The sequence below is a fragment of the Janthinobacterium sp. SUN120 genome, assembly GCF_030397735.1.
Classification (GTDB): Bacteria; Pseudomonadota; Gammaproteobacteria; order Burkholderiales; family Burkholderiaceae_D; genus Janthinobacterium; species Janthinobacterium kumbetense.
This window is the reverse complement of record NZ_JAPUBW010000003.1, coordinates 520,716-538,543: the sequence shown is the minus strand read 5'-3', so window position 1 is coordinate 538,543 and position 17,828 is coordinate 520,716. Positions and strand designations below refer to the sequence as shown.

Here is a 17,828-nt window from a genome sequence, read left to right as displayed (position 1 = left end):
TAGACGGCACGACAAGTTTTTGACTATGCATCAAGCGTAAAACGGTGACTAATACAATTTAGTTTCCTGATTTATAGCTATTCCGAATAAATAGGCGAAAAAAAACACAGCGCACCGAAGGCGCGCTGTGTTCAGGCGGGACAACGACTATTTATGCTGGCGTGACGAACTGGCGGCGGCGCAGGGCAAAACCGATCAGCGCCAGGCCGCCCGTGAGCATCATCCATTCCGACGCTTCCGGCACGGCCGAGATCGTCGCGATGCTGGCGTAGGTGCTGCCGGCTATGCTGGCGGGCAAGCCGCCGTTCAGCGGGGTCAGTTCGAATTGCAGCAGGTTGCCATTCGCATTGCCCAGGTAAGCCATACCCGTGTAGTCGAGCAAGCCCACGCCAAACGTCGTGCCCGCGTTGCCGGCCGTGTTCAGGAAGTCGCCGCCGAAGACGACGTTGAAACCGAACTTGCCGCCCAGGGTCACGTTGTGGAACCAGTCGTTGTAGGCGCCGCTATTGCCGAAGGTCAAGGTACCGGGCACGCTGCCGCTGACATTGCCTTCCAGCGATTCCAGCGCGCCGAACGCGCCCGAAAAATTGCTGAGCACGGCGCTGGCGCCCGGCGCGGGGCTGTTGCCGGCGATAAAGGCGAAGTCGAGGAAGCCGGCGCCGGAAAAGGCGCTCGTGTCGATTTCCACGCGATAGGCTAGCGGGTCCGCCAGCGCCACGCTGGAGCTGGCGGCCAGCACGGCGGCCAGCACGGCGCGGCGCAGGGCCGGATGGAGTTTTGTTGTCAACATGATGGTGTCCTTAGAAGTTGCCGGCGTAGATGCTGGCCGAGTAGGTGATCGTCACTTTCGACGGATTGGTGAAACTGACGGCAAACGATGCCGTCGCGCCCGGCGCCAGGCTGGCGGCGTTGACGGTGACATATGCGGCGCCCGCATGGGTGCCCGTGGCATTGGCCAGGCTGACGCCGGCCGGCAAGCCGCCGAACGCCACCTGGAACGGGCCGGCCAGGGCGCTCGTGCCCGTGTTGGTGAACGAGAACGTGCCCGTGTATTTTTGCGTCGCGCGGTTGTACGCGAGGCCCGAGCTGGCCGTCGAGACGGCGGCCGTGATGTCGCGGTAGGCGGGCTGCAAATCCAGGCTGATGACGACAGGGTCGTGATCCGAGGCGCGGTAAGGCAAGGCGTTGTACAAGTCTTGCGGCTTGGCCGAATCGATGTTGTAGTCGATCACTTCCGGCTCATCCGCATTCACATGCCATTCGGCCACGCCGGCCACTTGCGGGCTCAGCGACGCGCTGGCCAGCGCGTGGTCGAGGTAGCCGCTCTGGCCGCCGAACACATACGAATACGGCATGCCGGACGGCCGCACGAAACGCTCGAGTTCATTGACGAAGCCGGCGCCCGTGATGACCTGGATCGGGTCTTCCGCGCCATAGGAATTCAAGTCGCCGATGACCAGCACGTCAGCGTCGCCGGCAGCGGCCGCCACCTGCGGCACGAAGCTGCCCACCAGGCGCTGGGCTTGCTGCACGCGGGTGGCGTTCCAGCAGCTCTGGCTATCGTTCTGGTCCGCGTCCAGCCCGCTCGAAGGGCAGCTGCCCTTCGATTTCAGGTGGTTGACGATCAGCGAGAATTTCTCGCCATTGCTCGCAAGAAAAGTTTGCGCCATCGGTGGCCGGTTGTTGATGGCGTTGGCGTCCGACAAGGCGCCGCCCACCAGGCCCAGCTTGCCCGGCTTGTAGATCATGGCCACGCGGATGGCGTCCGTGCCCGTGGCGGCCGGCTTCGGCACCACGGCGTACGTGACGCCGCCGATGGCCGCGTTCAGCTGGTCGACCAGGTAAGTGACGGCAATTTCGCCATTGTTCTGGATTTCCATCAAGCCCACCACATCCGCATCGATGGCTTTCAGTTCGGCCACGATCTTGTCGCGCTGGCGCTCGAATTCGGCCAGGTTGTCGGCGCCGCGGCAGTTCGACTTGGTGGTCGAGGCGCCCAAGGTGCAGCCCTGCCCCGTCTGCCCAAAGATATTGTTGCCATTCGTAAAGGTCGTGAAGAAATTCAGCACATTCGCGCTGGCCACCTTGACGTTGCCCGATGGCAGTTCCGGGCTGCCCGTGCGCGGGTTATCGCGCGAAAACTGCGGCGTCTGCGTCGGCTGCAATTTATACGCGGCGCCGCCACCGCCGATGGCACCGAAATCGACCACGCCCGTCAGGTCGGCCACCGTGTCGCCGCTGCGCACGGTGTTGTCCTGGCCGATGTAGGGAATCGTGGGCGGCGTGACGAAAATGCCATCATCGAGCACAATCAGGTTGTTCGCATTGGCGGCGATCAAGGCTTGCGCCTCGGCGGAGCCGGCCGGATAACGGTTGGTCGGCACTTCGCGCCGGCCCGCCGACAGGGTCAGCTCGCCGCGCACGCCCAGGTAAGCGTTTTGCGACACGGTCAGGGGCTGCGTGAAACGCACCAGCATGCCTTCCACGGCGGCCAGCTTGTCGTTCGGCAAGGTCACATTCGTCGGCACGATGCCGTGGCCCGCGCTTTGCGTGAGGATGGCCGTCACGTCCTTCAATTCCGTGTAGGAATTCTTGGCGCCCGTGGGCGTGTATTCGAACACCGTGCCCGTCACGCGCACCAGTTCGCCCGGCTGCACGGTGGTGGTCGTCGCGCCCGTGTACACGAAGATGCCGTCCGACGTCGATGGATCGCCGTCGCCGGCCGCGTCCTGGATGAAGAAGCCCGTGCCCACTTTCAGGGTCACCACGCCTTCCGTCGTCTGCACGGAATTGGCGTAGGGGCTGGCCGCGCCGCTGCCCTGGATTTGCGGAATCGTGTGGCTGACGGCGGCCAGGCCTTGCACGGCGACATCCACCTTGCAGGTGGCCGTCTGCTGCTGGTCATTGCTGAAGCTGACGATGACGGGATAGTTGCCCACCGGCACGCCAGCGGCCACCAGCAGGCTGACCATGGCGCTTTCGCCCGCCACGCCGGCCGCGCTGAAGTTGGCCAGGCTGATGCCGGCCACGGCCGGCGAACTCAAGGTAGCGGCGTTCACGACGCCATCCGCGTCGGACGCGCGCAGCACGGCGCTGCCGCCATTGCCCACGGCCAAGGCCAGGCTGGCGGGGCAACTGGTGATGATCTTGTGCACGACGGGGCCGCCGCACACATTCAGCGGCGAGGCCGTATTGCGCGGCGTCACGCTGCCGGTGGCAAAATCCACGCTGTTATCGTCCGTGTCGCCGCAGCCGCCATTGGCGCGCAGAATCGCCAGGGTATTCGAGGGCGCGGGCGCCACGGCGCCTTCAAAGCCGTTGGCCGTGCCGAAGCCGACCAGGTCGATGACGGCCGCACCCGTGGGGCTGGCGCCCACCTGGGCCGTCTTGCTATTACTCAACAGTACCTTGCCCGTCGTGCCGGACATGGCCAGGGTGCCCGTCGCGTCCGGCGTCGGCAAGTCTTGCGTGCCGCCCGTGCCCTTGGCTTGCTGGACCAGCAAATACTGGCCAGGTTGCAAATCGATAGCCGGCAAGGCCGTCACGGACCAGCTCGTATTAGCGGCGGCGCCGTACTGCACGCTCCAGTTGCTCAGGTTGACGGGACTGGCGCCACGGTTGAACAGCTCGATGAAATCGTTGCGGTACACGGCGCCCGTATTGCCGCCGCCCCCATATACCTGGCTGATGACGACATCGGACACGGCCAGGGCTGGCAAGGACAGGCTGGCCAGCACGGCGGCCATGACCGTCAGGCGCAACGGTTTACGCAGGGACGAGCGCGGGACGGACGGGATGGCAAGGTGGACATTCATGGTTTTCCTGGTCGGTAAGATGACGCCAACCCGGACAGGCGCTGGCAGGCTGTTCTTGACAAAATGATGACGAACTTATGATTTGCATACTAAACAGTGTGCATGACGAGTTGATGACATTTCATTAAGCTGAACGGAGTAATGCGCAGCGCGGATCCAGGCTGGCGGCCGCCTGCCGAAAGTATCCTTTCAACAACGCCAGGCTGTACAAAGCAAGCCAGGTCGTTATGCCGCTGTACAATATGATATAATTCAAACAAATAAGTTTAGTTCCTGACAAGGAATTGAACGGCAACACCAGACCCAGTAGTGCAGGCCCCATCCATGCCTGACCTTGAAACGCACTCCCTGCCTTGCTCGCAACAGTAGCCTGGACGGGAGCGGCAACAATCGCATGCGGACACACGCGCCCGGCGGCGCACCCTTCCATGCTTTTTGAGAGATCGATCATGCCAACACCAATTTTCACGCCAGCCTCTTCCCGTCCCTTGCTGCTGGCCGCGGCCTTGATGTTCTTCGGCGCCAGCGCCCAGGCACAAACGGCCGCGCCTGCGCAAAAGAATGAAAAGAATTGCCAGGCCAGCACGCAATCGGCGAATGGCAATACGAAAGACGCCAACCTGGACGGCACCTACAGCGCCTGCAGCCTGGCCAATGGCTTCATCGGCTCCGGCACGCGCACCAACGACGGCTCGAACAAGACGCCGGAATTTGACGGCATCGTGTCCGACCAGGAATTCCGCAATTCGTCATCGGCCGAGAATAATCACCGCCTGACCGCGCGCCAGTTGCCTGACGGTGCCGGTGCCGGCGAACCGCGCAAGGTGCGTGCCAGCGACGACCGCGACTTCAGCTTTATCACGCGCGACTTCGTGGCCGCCGAAGAAAACCGTCCTTTCGATGACGCGGCCGGCTACCGTGGCCCGGGCCGTTCGTATCAGGCGCGCAGCGGCGACACCCAGGCGCCCTTGATCGTTTCGTCGTCGCTGGGCGAAAACTTGCCCACAGGCAGCAACGGTGTCGGCGGCGGCGGTTCGGGTGGCGGCTTCACGGGCGGCAGCATCCTCCCCGTGACGCCGGAAATCCCGGCCGTGCCGGAACCGGAAACCTATGCCATGCTGCTGGCCGGACTGGGCCTCGTCGCCCTGGCGCGCCGCCGCAAAAGCAAGTAACCGTCACGCTGCACCATGAAAAAAGGCCCGCAAGGGCCTTTTTTATTGTCTGGAAAAATCCGGTTTCAGCGCCGGAAACCCGCATACGGCGCCGCCAGCGGATCGCCGATGAACAGGCCCTGGGCCGGCCACAGCACGCTGCCCCAGTACGCTTCCAGCGCCGTGCTGCCGGACAGGTAGCGGCGCAGCAGCACGGTCGGATTGGGAAACTTTTGCCAATAACTGCACGGTTCGCTGACGGTGCCATAGCTGGCCGTCGCGCCCGCCTCCAGCCAGCGCTGGCTGCTCATCTGGCTACTGCCCTGCAAGTCGCCGCCAAACGAGGTCAGGTGGTCGGCCAGGGCGCCGGGAAGGAAATGCAGGGTTTCCAGCTTGGCCACCTTGGCCTGCCCCGTCTGGTACACCATGATGTCTTGCGCCCCTTCCAGGCTGTCCGCCTTGAGGTTCTTGACGGTCAGCTTGCGCTGGCGCACGACGCCAGCGGGTGGAAAGAAACCGGCCCGGCTGTTGCGCACCGCGTCGCTGGTGGTCAAATAATAGGCGCTGGCGGCCGGCACGGAAAAGCCGCTGACGGCGCCGCGGTCCACCACGGCCTTGGCCTCTTCCACGAAATCGACAGGCAGCAGCATCGACAGGCGCAAGCCCAGCTGCGTGTAGGGCTGCGCCGCCTCGCTGTTGAAATACTTGCTGGGCTTGCCGGGATCGCACGTCTTCGCGCATTGATCCCCGTCATATCCGAGGGTGAAGGCGGCGGTGATGGCATTGCATTCGACGGCATACGGCGCGCTCCACACCATCAGCACGGCCTGGATCTCGGGTTTCAGCTGCGCATTGATGCGCTCCTTCAACTGCGCGAACTGGTCGATGCTGAGCTTGCGGGGGCGGTTGGGAATATTCACGTGCGCCACATTCGCGGCAGGAATACCGTGCGCCTTGCGGTAATACTCGCCCACCTCGACACTGTTGGGTTCGGCGTCGTTGATGACGATGGCCAGCTGCGACGCCTGCAAGCCGGGCGGCGCTGCGGCTGCGGCAGCGGCGGCTGGCGCGTCGGCATGGGCGGCGCCGGCGGCCAGCGCCAGCGAGAGACAAAGGAAGTTGCGCAAGGGTCGGTACACCGGTAAGTGAGGGATCGGAGGCAGCCGGCCAGGGGCGCGGCTGCCCTGCGATGAGAACGCCATCAGGCGCGCTGGTAGACATCCTCCAGGCGCACGATGTCGTCTTCGCCCAGGTAGCTGCCCGACTGCACTTCGATCAGGTGCAAGGGCAGCTTGCCCGGGTTTTCCAGGCGGTGCGTCATGCCGATGGGAATATACGTCGATTCGTTTTCCGTCAGCAAGGTCACCTTCTCGCCGCACGTGACTTGCGCCGTGCCGCTGACCACCACCCAGTGTTCGGCGCGGTGATGGTGCATCTGCAGGGACAGCTTGCCGCCCGGATTGACGGTGATGCGCTTGACCTGGAAGCGCTCGCCGATATCGATGCCTTCATAACTGCCCCACGGGCGGTACACCTTGCGGTGCTGCACGTGTTCGCTGCGCCCCGCCTGCTTCAGGTGGTCGACCACCTGTTTCACGCGCTGCACCTGGTCCTTGTGCGCGATCAATACCGCATCGTCCGTTTCCACCACGACCAGATCCTGCACGCCCAGCACGGCCACCATGCGGCGCTCGGCGCGCACCAGGCAATTGCTCACGCCATCGAGATACACGTCGCCGCGCACCACGTTGCCGTTGGCATCGCCCTGCTGCACTTCCCACAGGGCCGACCAGGAACCGACATCGCTCCAGCCTATGGCGGCCGGCAACACCACCGCATGCGCCGTATGCTCCATGACGGCATAGTCGATCGAATCGGATGGGCAGGCGGCAAAGGCCTGCTCTTGCAGGCGGCAGAAATCGAGGTCGCGGTAGCCGTCGCGCATGGCCGTTTCGCAGGCGGCCAGCATGGCGGGCTGGAATTGTCCCAGTTCGCCCAGATAGCGTTCGGCGCGGAACATGAACATGCCGCTGTTCCAGAAATAATTACCGGCGGCAAGGAACGACTGCGCCGTGGCCAGGTCCGGCTTTTCCACGAAACGCTCGACCTTGCAGCCCGCGGCGCCCGGATTGACGGGCGCGCCGCTGCGGATGTAGCCATAGCCCGTTTCCGGCGCCGTCGGCACGATGCCGAAGGTGGCCAGCGCGCCATCGGCCGCCAGCAGCGCCGCCTCGGCGATCGCCTGGTGAAACGCGGCCACGTCGGTGATGACATGGTCGGCCGGCAAGACCAGCATCAGCGCCTGCGGGTCGATGGCCAGCAGGAATTGCGCGGCCACGGCCACGGCCGGCGCCGTATTGCGCCCCACGGGCTCAAGCAAGATGCCCAGCGGCGGCAAGCCGATCTCGCGCAGCTGCTCGGCCACCATGAAGCGGTGCTCGTTGCCGCACACCACCAGCGGCGGCATGACGTCGAAACCGGCCAGTCCGCTATCGCCTGCACGGCGGTTGGGAAGGCTGGTCACGCGCAACGCCGTTTCCTGCAACATGGTCTTGTCCGTTACCAGCGGTAACAGTTGCTTGGGCAACACGGCGCGCGACAGCGGCCATAAACGGGTGCCCGAACCGCCGGACAGGATGACTGGATAAATTTTCATGGTTTCACTTCGCAAACAGTTTATTGGGCAGCATACAGGGCCGGCGGCGTTTCGTCGCGGCGCAGGCTGCGCCGGTCGCGCGCATTGCCCCAGGCATCTTTTTCATAGTCGGAGACATGGCGCATCTGGCCGGCACGGTCGACACTATAATCCTTGAAGACGATCATTTCATCAAGCACCACGCCAGGCAGCACGCGCGTGTACTCGAACAGCACGCTGCGCACCACTTCGGCGCCGCCGCAGACGTGGCTGCCATGGCCGATCCAGGCCGGCCCGATGATGGTCGTGCCCGCTTCGATGCGGCAACCCGAACCGATGTAGACGGGGCCTTCGATGCGCGTGCCGCCGCTCCAGTCGATGCTCGTGTTCAGGCCGGCCCACACCCCATCGGCGATCTGGGTGCCAGGCACGTGCAAATGGGCCACTTTTCCCATCAACACGCTTTGCAGCACTTCCCAGTAATCCTTGATGCTGCCGATGTCGATCCAGTTGTACTGGCGTTTTTGCGCATGGAAGGGCAAGCCTTGCGCGACCAGCAGGGGAAACAGTTCCGAGCCGATATCGAAGGGCTGGCCGGCGGGAATCAGGTCCAGCACGGCCGGCTCGAACAGGTAGATGCCGGTGCTGACGCAATTGGACAGCGCATCGGCCTGCGCCGGCTTTTCCTGGAAGGCGCGCACGCGCCCGTCGGCATCGCTGACCACCACGCCATAGCTCGACACCTTGTCCCACGGCACTTCCAGGGTGATGACGGACGCCAGCGCGCCCTTGCTGCGGTGCTCGCGCAGGGCCGCTGCCAGGTCGAGGTCGATCAAGGCGTCGCCGCACAGCACGATCGTCGTATCGTCGAAAAAGCCGCCGAACTCCTGGATCTTCTTCATGCCCCCAGCCGAGCCGAGCGGTTGCGGCACGACCTCGCCCGCATCGTTCGTATAGCCTTCGAAGGAATAGCCGATGCGCACGCCGAACTGGTGGCCTTCGCCGAAATACTCCTCGATCTTTTCATGCAGGTAACTGACGTTGACCATGATGTCGGTCACGCCATGCTGCGCCAGGTGTTCCACCAGGTAAGCCATCACGGGTTTGCCCAGGATGGGGATCATCGGCTTGGGCAAATCATAGGTCAGGGGCTGCACGCGCGTGCCCTTGCCTGCTGCCAATATCATCGCTTTCATCGTCAAACTGCTCCATCAGGGTTGGGGATGGCTGGTCAGGCGGCGCACTTCAGCGGCCATCCTTGCTCAAGGTCACGGGAGCGGCGGGCGCGGCGGCGGGAAACAGGCGCGCATAGGCGGCCAGCAGCTTCGGCGCTTCATATTCCCACTCCAGTTCGTTGATCACGCGATGGCGGCCAAACGCCCCCATCTGCTCGCGGCGGGCCGGGTCGTCCAGCAATTCGACGATCTTGCGCGCCATGTCGATGGGATCGTTCTTCAATGCATACAAGGATGCCTGTTGCGCGGAAACCTTGCCCTCGACCAGATCAAACTGCACGATCGGTTTGCCCAGCGCCATGTATTCCATGATCTTGTTCATGGTCGACTTGTCGTTCATGTCGTTGGCCACGTCCGGATTCACGCACACATCGGACGTATTGAGCATTTCCAGCAATTGCTGGTCCGGCACGCGCCCCGTAAACGTCACGTAGTCGGCAATGCCCAGGTCCTGCGCCATCTGCTTCATCTGTTCCAGCGAGGTGCCGCCGCCCACCAGGCCGAACTGCACATCTTCGCGCTTCAGGGTTTGCACGATGTATTGCGCCGCCTGCAGCAGCAGGTCGATGCCTTCCTGCGCACCCATCACGCCCACGTAGCCGACCAGGTAGGCGCGCCCCTTCTTGAGTTCCGCCACGGGCGGCAGCACGCGCAGGCGGTCCAGCTTGGGTCCGCTGCGCACCACGTAGACATCCTCGGGCTTCATGCCGCCCCGCTCGATGGCGATCTTCTTGTACGACTCGTTGGTGGCGATCGACACGTCAGCGCTCTGGAACGACCAGCGCTCGAACAGCACCATCAGTTTATAAAAGAAATCGCGCCGGCCGAACTTGGCTTCGTACAGCTCCGGATTGATGTCATGGTGGTCAAACAGGAAACGCTTGCCCATCGTCAACTTGAAGAAGCCGCCGATGAGGAACAGCAGATCGGGCGGATTGCAGGCGTGGATGACGTCGAAACCGCGCGCGAAATGCACTTTCCATGCCAGGCGGAAAGTGTGGAACAGCGCCAGCGAATACTCGACCAGGTAGCCCTTCGCCCCTTCCGCTTCCAGCGGCAGGTGGTAGCGGTAGATATGGATGCCGTCGATGGCTTCATAGCGCGACTCGTAGCCCTTGCCCGTCGGACAGATGATCGACACTTCATAGCCGTTCGCATGCAGGGTGGTCGCTTCCTGCCACACGCGCCGGTCGAACGGCGACGGCAGGTTTTCCACGAGGATCAGCACCCGGCGCGGCTGTCCTGCCACGGTGTTACCAGCAGATGCCGTCATATTGCTCTCCACTTTGTTCTTTGCTGATGCGCACCAGGTCGACGATGTGCTGGTGCGGCTGCAGGCTGGCGGGCACGGTCTTGAATTCGGCCGCGCCATTGCCGATGACGATGGTGTCGGCAAAATCGAGCACGTCCTGCATATTCGTCACCATCAGCTTGGAAATGTGCGGGATATGGTTGAGGATGTAATCCTGGTTGGCGCCCGTCAAGGCGGCCAGGTTGACGTTCTTGTCGTACAGCTTGAGCTCGTAGCCCTTGCCCAGCAGATACTCGATGACATCGACCAGCGGCGATTCGCGCAAGTCATCCGTGCCGGCCTTGAACGAGAAGCCCAGGATGCCCACCTTGCGCGCACCTTTGTCGACGATCATCTTGATGCCCTTTTCCACTTGCCGCTGGTTCGATGGCAGGATAGAGTTCAGCAAGGGCAAATCGAGGTCCAGGCTGCGCGCCTTGTAGGTCAGCGCGCGCACGTCTTTCGGCAGGCAAGAACCGCCGAAGGCGAAGCCCGGCTTCATGTAGTACGGCGACAGGTTCAGCTTGGTGTCCTGGCAAAAGATTTCCATCACCTTGTGGCCATCGATGCCGACGGCCTTGCAGATGTTGCCGATTTCATTCGCGAACGCCACTTTCACGGCGTGCCAGGTGTTGTCCGTGTACTTGACCATCTCGGCCGTTTCCACGTCCGTGCGCACCAGCGGCGCATCCATCTTTTCATACAGCTGCACCAGCAGCGCGCCGGCCTTTTCGTCGGATTCGCCAATCACCGTCTTCGGCGGATTGTAGTAATCGTAGACGGCCGTGCCTTCGCGCAAGAATTCCGGGTTGTTGCACACGCCGAAATCGACGCCAGCCACCTTGCCCGACGCCGCTTCCAGGGTCGGGATGACGAGCGAACGCATGGAGCCGGGCAGCATGGTCGAGCGCGCCACGACGACGTGGAAGGTATCCTTTTCACGGATGGCGGCGCCGATTTCCTGGCACACCTTGCGCACGTGGCTCAGGTCCAGGTTGCCATTGAGCTGCGACGGCGTGCCCACGCAGATGAGCGACATGTCCGAACCGAAGACGGCGTCGCGCACGTCGAAGGTGGCGCGCAAATGGCCGCTCTTCACGGTGGCAGCGATCATTTCGCCGATGTCTTTTTCAATGATGGGCGTGGTGCCCTGGTTGATCAGCTCCACCTTGGTCCTGTTCGGATCGACGCCGATGACTTCGTGTCCATCCGTTGCCAGGCAACCAGCCGAGACGGCACCCACATAACCCAAACCAAATATGCTAATTTTCATGTTTTCCTCGTATTTTCTGACAGATCAGGGGTAGCCAAACTCAGGTGAAACTCCGTGCGCAAGGTGGCTGCGCCTTGCAGCCGCCCGCGCCAGACCAACACAGGCGCAGCCTGTTTTTCATCGAAGCGGTGCGAAATCCAGCCCAGCGGCGGATGGTCGCTGCCGCACACCAGTTGCACGGAAGCATCCGGCAACGGCGGTAAATGCATCTCCAGCGCGAAGGCGTCACCCGCCACGCGCAGCACCTGGCCATCCAGCTGCACGCGGCAGCGGGGATCAAAGTGCCAGAACAATTCCACCTCATGCGCGCCCTGGCATTCGAGCACGTCATCGACCACGATCAGCGCGGCGCCGGGCGCCACGCGCACGTCGCGCCGGTGCAGCACGCCATCTTTCAAGCCCAGGTAGCCGTCATGGCTGGCGCTCCAGAATTGCCCATCGGCATCGTCACGCCACGCCAGGCACTCGGCCCTGGCCTTGCGCAGCCACAGGAAGTTGCCGCCCGACTCGGACTGGTCGCGGCCATCGATGCGCACGGTGTTGTGCGCGCTGGTGCCGCGGAAATAATCGCGCCACTGCTTGTGCGTATGGTAGGCATAGGTGCCCGGATCGACCAGCACCATCTGGCCCGCCACGGACAAGGTCAGCGCCAGCGCATCGGCGTGGCCGTGCGCGGCGATGCCCAGGTAGCCCAGCGGGCCGGCATCGGCAATCAGACGCACTTCGTCGGGCGTGCCAAAGCCGGCGCCCATCACGTAATAGCCGCCATCGGGGAAGGCGCGCGGCAAGGTATCGGGCGCAGCGTCCGGCAAGGCGTCAAACGCCTGGCTCCCCGCCTCGCCCAGCAGCCAGGCGCTTTTCTCGTCGAACGTGCGCGCCTTGGCCTTGAAGTCCGCGCGGCCGAACAGGGCCGCGCCGCTGGCCAGCAGCGACGTATAGGGATTGGCGCCCGGTGCCTTGTCCCAGTGCGCCAGCAACGCGTCGTCGGCGTCGCCGAGCATCGGCACCTCGCCCGCCACGTTCGTCATGCCGGCGATAAATTCCAGCATGGCTTCCAGGCGCCGCAAAAAGGCGGCCGAGCGGGGCCGGCCATTGGCGCGGCCCGCCAGCACGCACAGCAGCATTTCATCGGCCACCGTGTGCTGGTAATAAATGGCTTGCTCGCGGTTCACGCCATCCGGGCCGTTCTGCTGCAGCGCCTGCGCTTCCAGCTCGCGTTCCGTCTGCGCCAGCCAGCCGGCACTTTCCGGCCAGCAAGGCCATGTGAGCGCGGCGATATGCAAGCCCGTCAATTCGCCAAACAGGTGGTTGTTGGCCGACGAGTGGCGCGAAAAGTGTCCGGCGATGAAGTGGCAATGCTGGTAGATGCTGTCGAGCCAGCGCTGCAGGAAGGCTTGCCCCTGCGCGCCCTGGAACAGGGGGCTGTTAATGCCTCCGAGCAAGTGCCACGCATGCGACCAGCTGACCAGGCGCAAGGCCAGTTCCAGCGCGCTGCTCCAGTTCGGCCCCAGCGGATATGGACATTGCTGCCACCACGATTCGAGCAGGACTTGTACACCTTGCGCATGGCGCAAGTCGCCGCCGAGGCGGTAGGCCATCGCCAGGTCGGCCACGGCCAGGTGGCGGTTCGGTTCCCACAGGCATTTGATATCGCCCACCACGGTTTCATCGCGGTAATTGAGGGTCTTGCCAAAATCCAAGGGCACGACGGTGCCCGTCTTCGGATCGCGGTTCCATTGCGGCGGGAAACCCAGCTCCGCATCGCGCAGGGCGAACACATCGAAGCGGCCCGCGAGGATGCGCTCGGCCGCCGCCAGGTGCGGCGCCGTGTCGATGGGCATGCCCAGCCATGGCGCGCCGAAACGCTGGCGCACGGCGGGCGGCGGCACCTGCGCCAGGCCATAGCCGCGCGCCTGCAGCCGTTGCTGCAAGGCATCACGCACGCGATGCGCCACCTCGGGCGCCCCCATGGCGCGCAAGCGGTTCAGTTTCCAGGACAGGTTGCTCAGCATGGACGTCTCACAGATACTGGCGGTGCCAGATTTCCAGGGTGAGCAAGCTCCACAGCAGTTTCTCGTGGTTTTGCCGTCCGGCCACGTGTTCGGCCAGCACCTGATGCAGGGCTTGTGTATGGTAATAGTGGCGCGTGCGCGACTCGGCGCCCGTCAAGTGTTCGTACAGGTAATCCTTCATGGGGCCGCGGAACCATTCGTTGACGGGCACGCGGAAGCCCACTTTCGGCCGCTCCAAGATAGCTTGCGGCAACAGTTGCTTCATGGCTTCGCGCAAGATCCACTTGGTGGTGCGGCCGCGCACGCGGTACTCGTCCGGCAGGCTAGCCACATACGCCGCCAGTTCGTGGTCCATGAAGGGCATGCGCGCTTCCAGCGACGCGGCCATGGTCATGCGGTCGCCCCGCTCGAGCAGGTTGTCGGGCAGCCAGCTCAGCTGGTCGAAGCACAGGATGCGGCGCAAGGCGCTGTTGCCGGCGCTGCCGCAGCCCAGCGAAGGATCGCGCTGGCGCGCCGGCGCCGGCATGGCCACCAGGCGCGCGCGTTCTTGGTCGGACATCATGCCGAACCAGCGCGGCATGCGTTCGTGGAACGCTTCCAGGCCCAGGTTGACGATGGCCGTCTTGGCGCGGCGGAAACGATACGGCAAGGCGCCGATGGCCGGCTCGATCAAGCCCCGGCGCAGCAGGCCCGGCAGCATCTGGTAGTTGCCCGCATAGCGCTCGTACACGTGCTTGGGGTAGCCGCCGAGGATTTCATCGGAACCTTCGCCCGTCAAGACCATCTTGACCGTCTTGCGCGATTCCTTCGCCAGCAGGTAGATGGGAATGTCGGACGGTTCGGCCACGGGAGCATCGCGGAAGCGCACGAGGTCGGGCAGCAAGGCGATGACCTGGTCGACGGACACTTCCAGCTCATGGTGTTCCGTGGAAAATTGCCGGGCGATATCGGCTGCATACGCCAGCTCGCTGAAGCCGCCCTCCTTGAAGCCGACGGAAAAAGTCTTCACGGGCACGCCCGCATGGCGCGACATCAGCGCCACGACGGCCGACGAATCGATGCCGCCGGACAGGAAGGCGCCGAAGGGCACGTCGGAAATCATGCGGATGCGCACCGATTCATCGAGCTTGTCGAGGAAGGTGGCGACGGGGTCGGCCGGCAGCGGGGCCGCCAGGCGGGGCCGGCTGTCGGGCGGCGTGTAATACACGCGCTCGCGCAGCACGCCGTTTTCCCACGTGGCCGTGGAACCGGGCGCCAGCTTGCGGATGCCCTGGAACAAGGTGGCCGGGCCCGGCACGTAGCGGTAGGCGAAATAATCCCAGATGGCGGCCTCGTCCGCTTGCGGCGCCACGTCCGGCAAGGCCAGCAGCGCCTTGATTTCCGAGCCGAAAGCCAGTTTTCCCTCGTGCTGCCACAGGAACAGGGGTTTCTTGCCGAACGGGTCGCGCGCCATGAACAGGCGGTCGTTGCGCGCATCCCAGATGGCAAACGCAAACATGCCGCGGAAATGCTGCACGCATTCCTCGCCCCATTGCACGTAGGCATGCACGATAGTTTCCGTGTCGGATGCCGTGCGGAAATGATGGCCCAGCGCGATCAATTCGTCGCGCAGGGGCTGGAAATTGTAGATTTCGCCATTGAAGATGATTTGCACATCGCCCGTCTCATTGCCCAGCGGCTGGTGGCCCGTGGCGATGTCGATGATGGACAGGCGGCGGTGCAGCAAGCCCACCTGCCAGGCGCCGTCGGCCGTGGCTGCGTTGAGCACGCCCGTGTCATCGGGACCGCGGTGCGCGATGGCGCGCCCCATGGCGTCGAGCGCCGCGGGCAAGCCGGCGACGGACGAGGGGAAGATCAAACCGGCAATACCGCACATATAGGCTCGCTTAAAAAAGGGGTCGGCTAGACTGCCGGCGGCGCCAGCAAGGCGCGGTAGACGCGGCGAAAATCCTGCGCCAGGCGCTCGACCGTATAGGCGCTTTCGATGCGCTCGCGGCACGCTTGCCCCATGCGCAGCAACAGGGCGCGGTCGCCGTCGAGGCGCGCGATGGCGTCCGCCAGCGCCTGGGGATTGCGCCGCGGCAAGAACACGCCATGCACGCCATCCTGCATCACGTCGGCAATCGCGCCCACGGGGCACACCAGGACGGGCGTGCGCGCGGCCATGCTTTCCAGCAACGCATACGGCAAGCCTTCCTGGTGCAAGGTGGGAAAACCGAACAGGTCGGCCTGGCGCCACACGGCTTCCTTTTCCGCGCCAAAGACGGGGCCGAGAAAGCGCACCGCCTCTTGCAAGCCGAGCCCGGCGACGCGCTCGCGCAGCGCCGCTTCCTGGGGGCCGCTGCCGGCCAGCGCCAGCGTGGCTTGCACGCCTGCGGCGCGCGCCAGGCGCAGCCCTTCGAGCAAGTCGAACAGACCCTTGCTTTCCGCCAGGCGCCCCACGTACACGAGTGACAGCGGACGCTGCGGCACGAGCGGCCTGTCGCCGGGGTCGCTGCCCGCATCGATGGCGTTGGGTATCACGTCGAGCGCCAGCGCCGGATCGAAATCGCGATAGCCCTGCAGTTCGCATTGCGCCAGCAACACCACCACATCGGCAGCGCGCAACACGCGCCGCAGCAAACCCGTCAGCAATGGCTTGCCGTTGAAAAACACCTGCGGCAAGGCGCCGCCATGCACCTGGTACACGACGCGCTTGCCCATGGCCTTGGCCAGCAGCAGATACACGATGTCGCGCCAATAGCTGCGCCACTCCATGGACGTGTTGATATGCACGATCTGCGGGCGCTGCTTGCGCATGGCCTGCACGAACTGCACGGGGCTCCAGGCGAAACGCAGCAGCTTGTGCAGGCGCGACTCGTTGCGGCCCTCGCTGCCGACCTGGAAGTGCACGAGCTTGTAGTCTTGCGACAAAGAACTGTGAAATAGTTGATTCAAATGGGTGGTTACCCCGCTCACCGCATTAAGTGCAGGTCCTAGCAGCATTATCGTAGTCATATTGGTATTATATGTTGTACTTTTGTAATTTAGACGCGAAGACAAATATATTTGCTGCATTGCGCTAACATCTACAACAATTTTCTTCCAGGGAACACCACCCATGGTGCATTCTGAGCGCCGTTTACGTGTTCGGCAACAACTTCTTGCCTGCGCTTCCAGCCACGGGCATCAACGGCGCGCGCCGGCCAGATCCAGGTAGCGCTGCGCCAGTGCCTGCGCCAGCACGCGGTAGCTGCGCCGCGCCTCGATATAGGCGACGCCGGCCTGGGCGCGGGCGCGCGCTGCGGGCACATCGGACAAGATGGCCGCCATCGCCGCGGCCATGGCGGCCGGTTCGCTGGCCGTCAGCCAGCCAGCGCCGCTGGCCGTCAGCACTTCAGCCTGGTCCGGGCTGTCATTGCCCACGGCCGGCATGCGCAAGGCCAGGTATTCGAGCAGCTTGGTGGGCGAGCTGACGTCGAACAGTGCGCCACGGGGAATATACGACAGCGCGGCATCGGCCCCGGCCAGCAGGGGCCAGGCCTGGTCCGAGGGCAGCCAGCCCGTCACGCACACGGCCCCGGCCAGGCCGGCGCGCTGCGCATAGGCAAGCAAGTCATCGACGTCGGATGGCGTATCGGAAGCGCCGATCAGCAACAGACAGGCCGCGGGGATGCGCTGGCGCACGATCAGCAAGGCGTCCAGCAAGCGTTCCAGCTGGCGCGACTGGTCGAGCGTGCCCAGGTAGGCCAGCAAGGGCACCTCCTCCCAGCCCTCCGGCCGGACGGGCGCGATGGCTTGCGCCTGCAACACTTCCATGTCGACCCCCATGGGCACGGCAGTGAGGCGCTGCGCCGCGATGCCGCGCGCCTGCATCATGCGCAGCATCGCGTCGCTTTGCACGAACACATGATTGGCGCGCGGCAACACAATGCGGTACAACAACCATTGTTCGAGCAAGCCCTTGCACAGCACCAGGCGCGCGCGCAAGGTAGGGCGCTGCGCCAGGCTGCTGCGCGCCCGTTCGATGCGTCCCTCGCTGATCAGGTATGACACCCAGTAATAGAACGGTATGCCCTTCAGGCGCGCCACCAGCAAGGCGAGCAGACCCGTGGGCACCATGTCGCGCACCTGGATCGCATCGCAACCGGCGCGGCGGGCACCCGCCAGGGCGCGCAGGCAGAGCCACTGGAAAGCCAGTTCGCGCAACAGGCGGCTGCCCAGGAAACGCCCGTGGCGCACCGAACGGAAACCCTGCGCCTGCGGCGGCTGTTGCGACGGCATGCCGACGATATCGCATTCGACGCCGTGGCGCGGCAGGTACTTGCCGAACAGTACCGCGACATCGGGGCGAAACGTGGGCAGGCTTTCCGGCACCAGTTGCAAAATCTTCAGGGACATAGGCGGTTCGACGGCAAAAAAAGGTTGAGGCAGATA

General features: G+C 64.0%; 13 protein-coding genes. 1 reads left to right on the top strand and 12 read right to left on the bottom strand.

Going from position 1 to position 17,828, the window contains the following annotated elements; all coding sequences use genetic code 11:
- Window positions 1-151: 151 nt before the first annotated feature.
- From O0879_RS20295 to O0879_RS20285, 3 genes are all read right to left on the bottom strand, one after another.
- Complete coding sequence (locus O0879_RS20295; RefSeq protein WP_251350027.1) at window positions 152-790, bottom strand: NF038129 family PEP-CTERM protein; 639 nt, start codon at window positions 788-790, stop codon at window positions 152-154.
- Between the two features lie 10 nt (window positions 791-800).
- Entirely contained in the window at window positions 801-3,815 is a 3,015-nt protein-coding gene (locus tag O0879_RS20290) for an ExeM/NucH family extracellular endonuclease (protein WP_289918406.1), read from the bottom strand.
- Window positions 3,816-3,939: 124 nt separating this feature from the next.
- Window positions 3,940-4,266, bottom strand: coding sequence for a hypothetical protein (locus O0879_RS20285; RefSeq protein WP_289913518.1), 327 nt, complete (start codon window positions 4,264-4,266; stop codon window positions 3,940-3,942).
- Here O0879_RS20285 and O0879_RS20280 point away from each other — a divergent pair.
- Window positions 4,265-4,987 (top strand): PEP-CTERM sorting domain-containing protein, encoded by a 723-nt coding sequence (locus O0879_RS20280; protein WP_251350025.1) that lies wholly within the window; start codon window positions 4,265-4,267, stop codon window positions 4,985-4,987. The genes O0879_RS20285 and O0879_RS20280 overlap by 2 nt on opposite strands.
- 65 nt (window positions 4,988-5,052) lie before the next feature.
- Here O0879_RS20280 and O0879_RS20275 read toward each other — a convergent pair whose 3' ends face one another.
- From O0879_RS20275 to O0879_RS20235, 9 genes are all read right to left on the bottom strand, one after another.
- Window positions 5,053-6,093 carry a TIGR03790 family protein gene (locus tag O0879_RS20275; RefSeq protein ID WP_289918404.1) on the bottom strand — a complete coding sequence of 347 codons (1,041 nt, stop codon included), beginning with the start codon at window positions 6,091-6,093 and terminating at the stop codon, window positions 5,053-5,055.
- 74 nt (window positions 6,094-6,167) lie between these two features.
- Window positions 6,168-7,622, bottom strand: coding sequence for a mannose-1-phosphate guanylyltransferase/mannose-6-phosphate isomerase (locus O0879_RS20270; protein ID WP_289918402.1), 1,455 nt, complete (start codon window positions 7,620-7,622; stop codon window positions 6,168-6,170).
- Window positions 7,623-7,642: 20 nt separating this feature from the next.
- Entirely contained in the window at window positions 7,643-8,797 is a 1,155-nt protein-coding gene (locus tag O0879_RS20265) for an NDP-sugar synthase (RefSeq protein ID WP_289918400.1), read from the bottom strand.
- Window positions 8,798-8,846: 49 nt separating this feature from the next.
- Entirely contained in the window at window positions 8,847-10,109 is a 1,263-nt protein-coding gene (locus O0879_RS20260; RefSeq protein ID WP_289918398.1) for a glycosyltransferase family 4 protein, read from the bottom strand.
- A complete protein-coding gene (locus O0879_RS20255) occupies window positions 10,090-11,400 on the bottom strand; it encodes a UDP-glucose/GDP-mannose dehydrogenase family protein (RefSeq protein WP_077400992.1) in 1,311 nt (436 codons plus the stop codon). Before O0879_RS20255 ends, O0879_RS20260 begins: the two co-directional genes overlap by 20 nt.
- Window positions 11,397-13,412: an alginate lyase family protein gene (locus tag O0879_RS20250; RefSeq protein ID WP_289918396.1), complete on the bottom strand. Its 2,016-nt coding sequence runs from the start codon at window positions 13,410-13,412 to the stop codon at window positions 11,397-11,399. The genes O0879_RS20255 and O0879_RS20250 overlap by 4 nt, the downstream gene beginning before the upstream one ends.
- A 7-nt stretch (window positions 13,413-13,419) precedes the next feature.
- Complete coding sequence (gene asnB, locus O0879_RS20245) at window positions 13,420-15,288, bottom strand: asparagine synthase (glutamine-hydrolyzing) (RefSeq protein WP_289918395.1); 1,869 nt, start codon at window positions 15,286-15,288, stop codon at window positions 13,420-13,422.
- Between the two features lie 26 nt (window positions 15,289-15,314).
- Complete coding sequence (locus tag O0879_RS20240; protein ID WP_289918393.1) at window positions 15,315-16,349, bottom strand: glycosyltransferase family 4 protein; 1,035 nt, start codon at window positions 16,347-16,349, stop codon at window positions 15,315-15,317.
- A gap of 231 nt (window positions 16,350-16,580) precedes the next feature.
- A complete protein-coding gene (locus tag O0879_RS20235; RefSeq protein ID WP_289918391.1) occupies window positions 16,581-17,792 on the bottom strand; it encodes a glycosyltransferase in 1,212 nt (403 codons plus the stop codon).
- Window positions 17,793-17,828 lie beyond the last annotated feature (36 nt).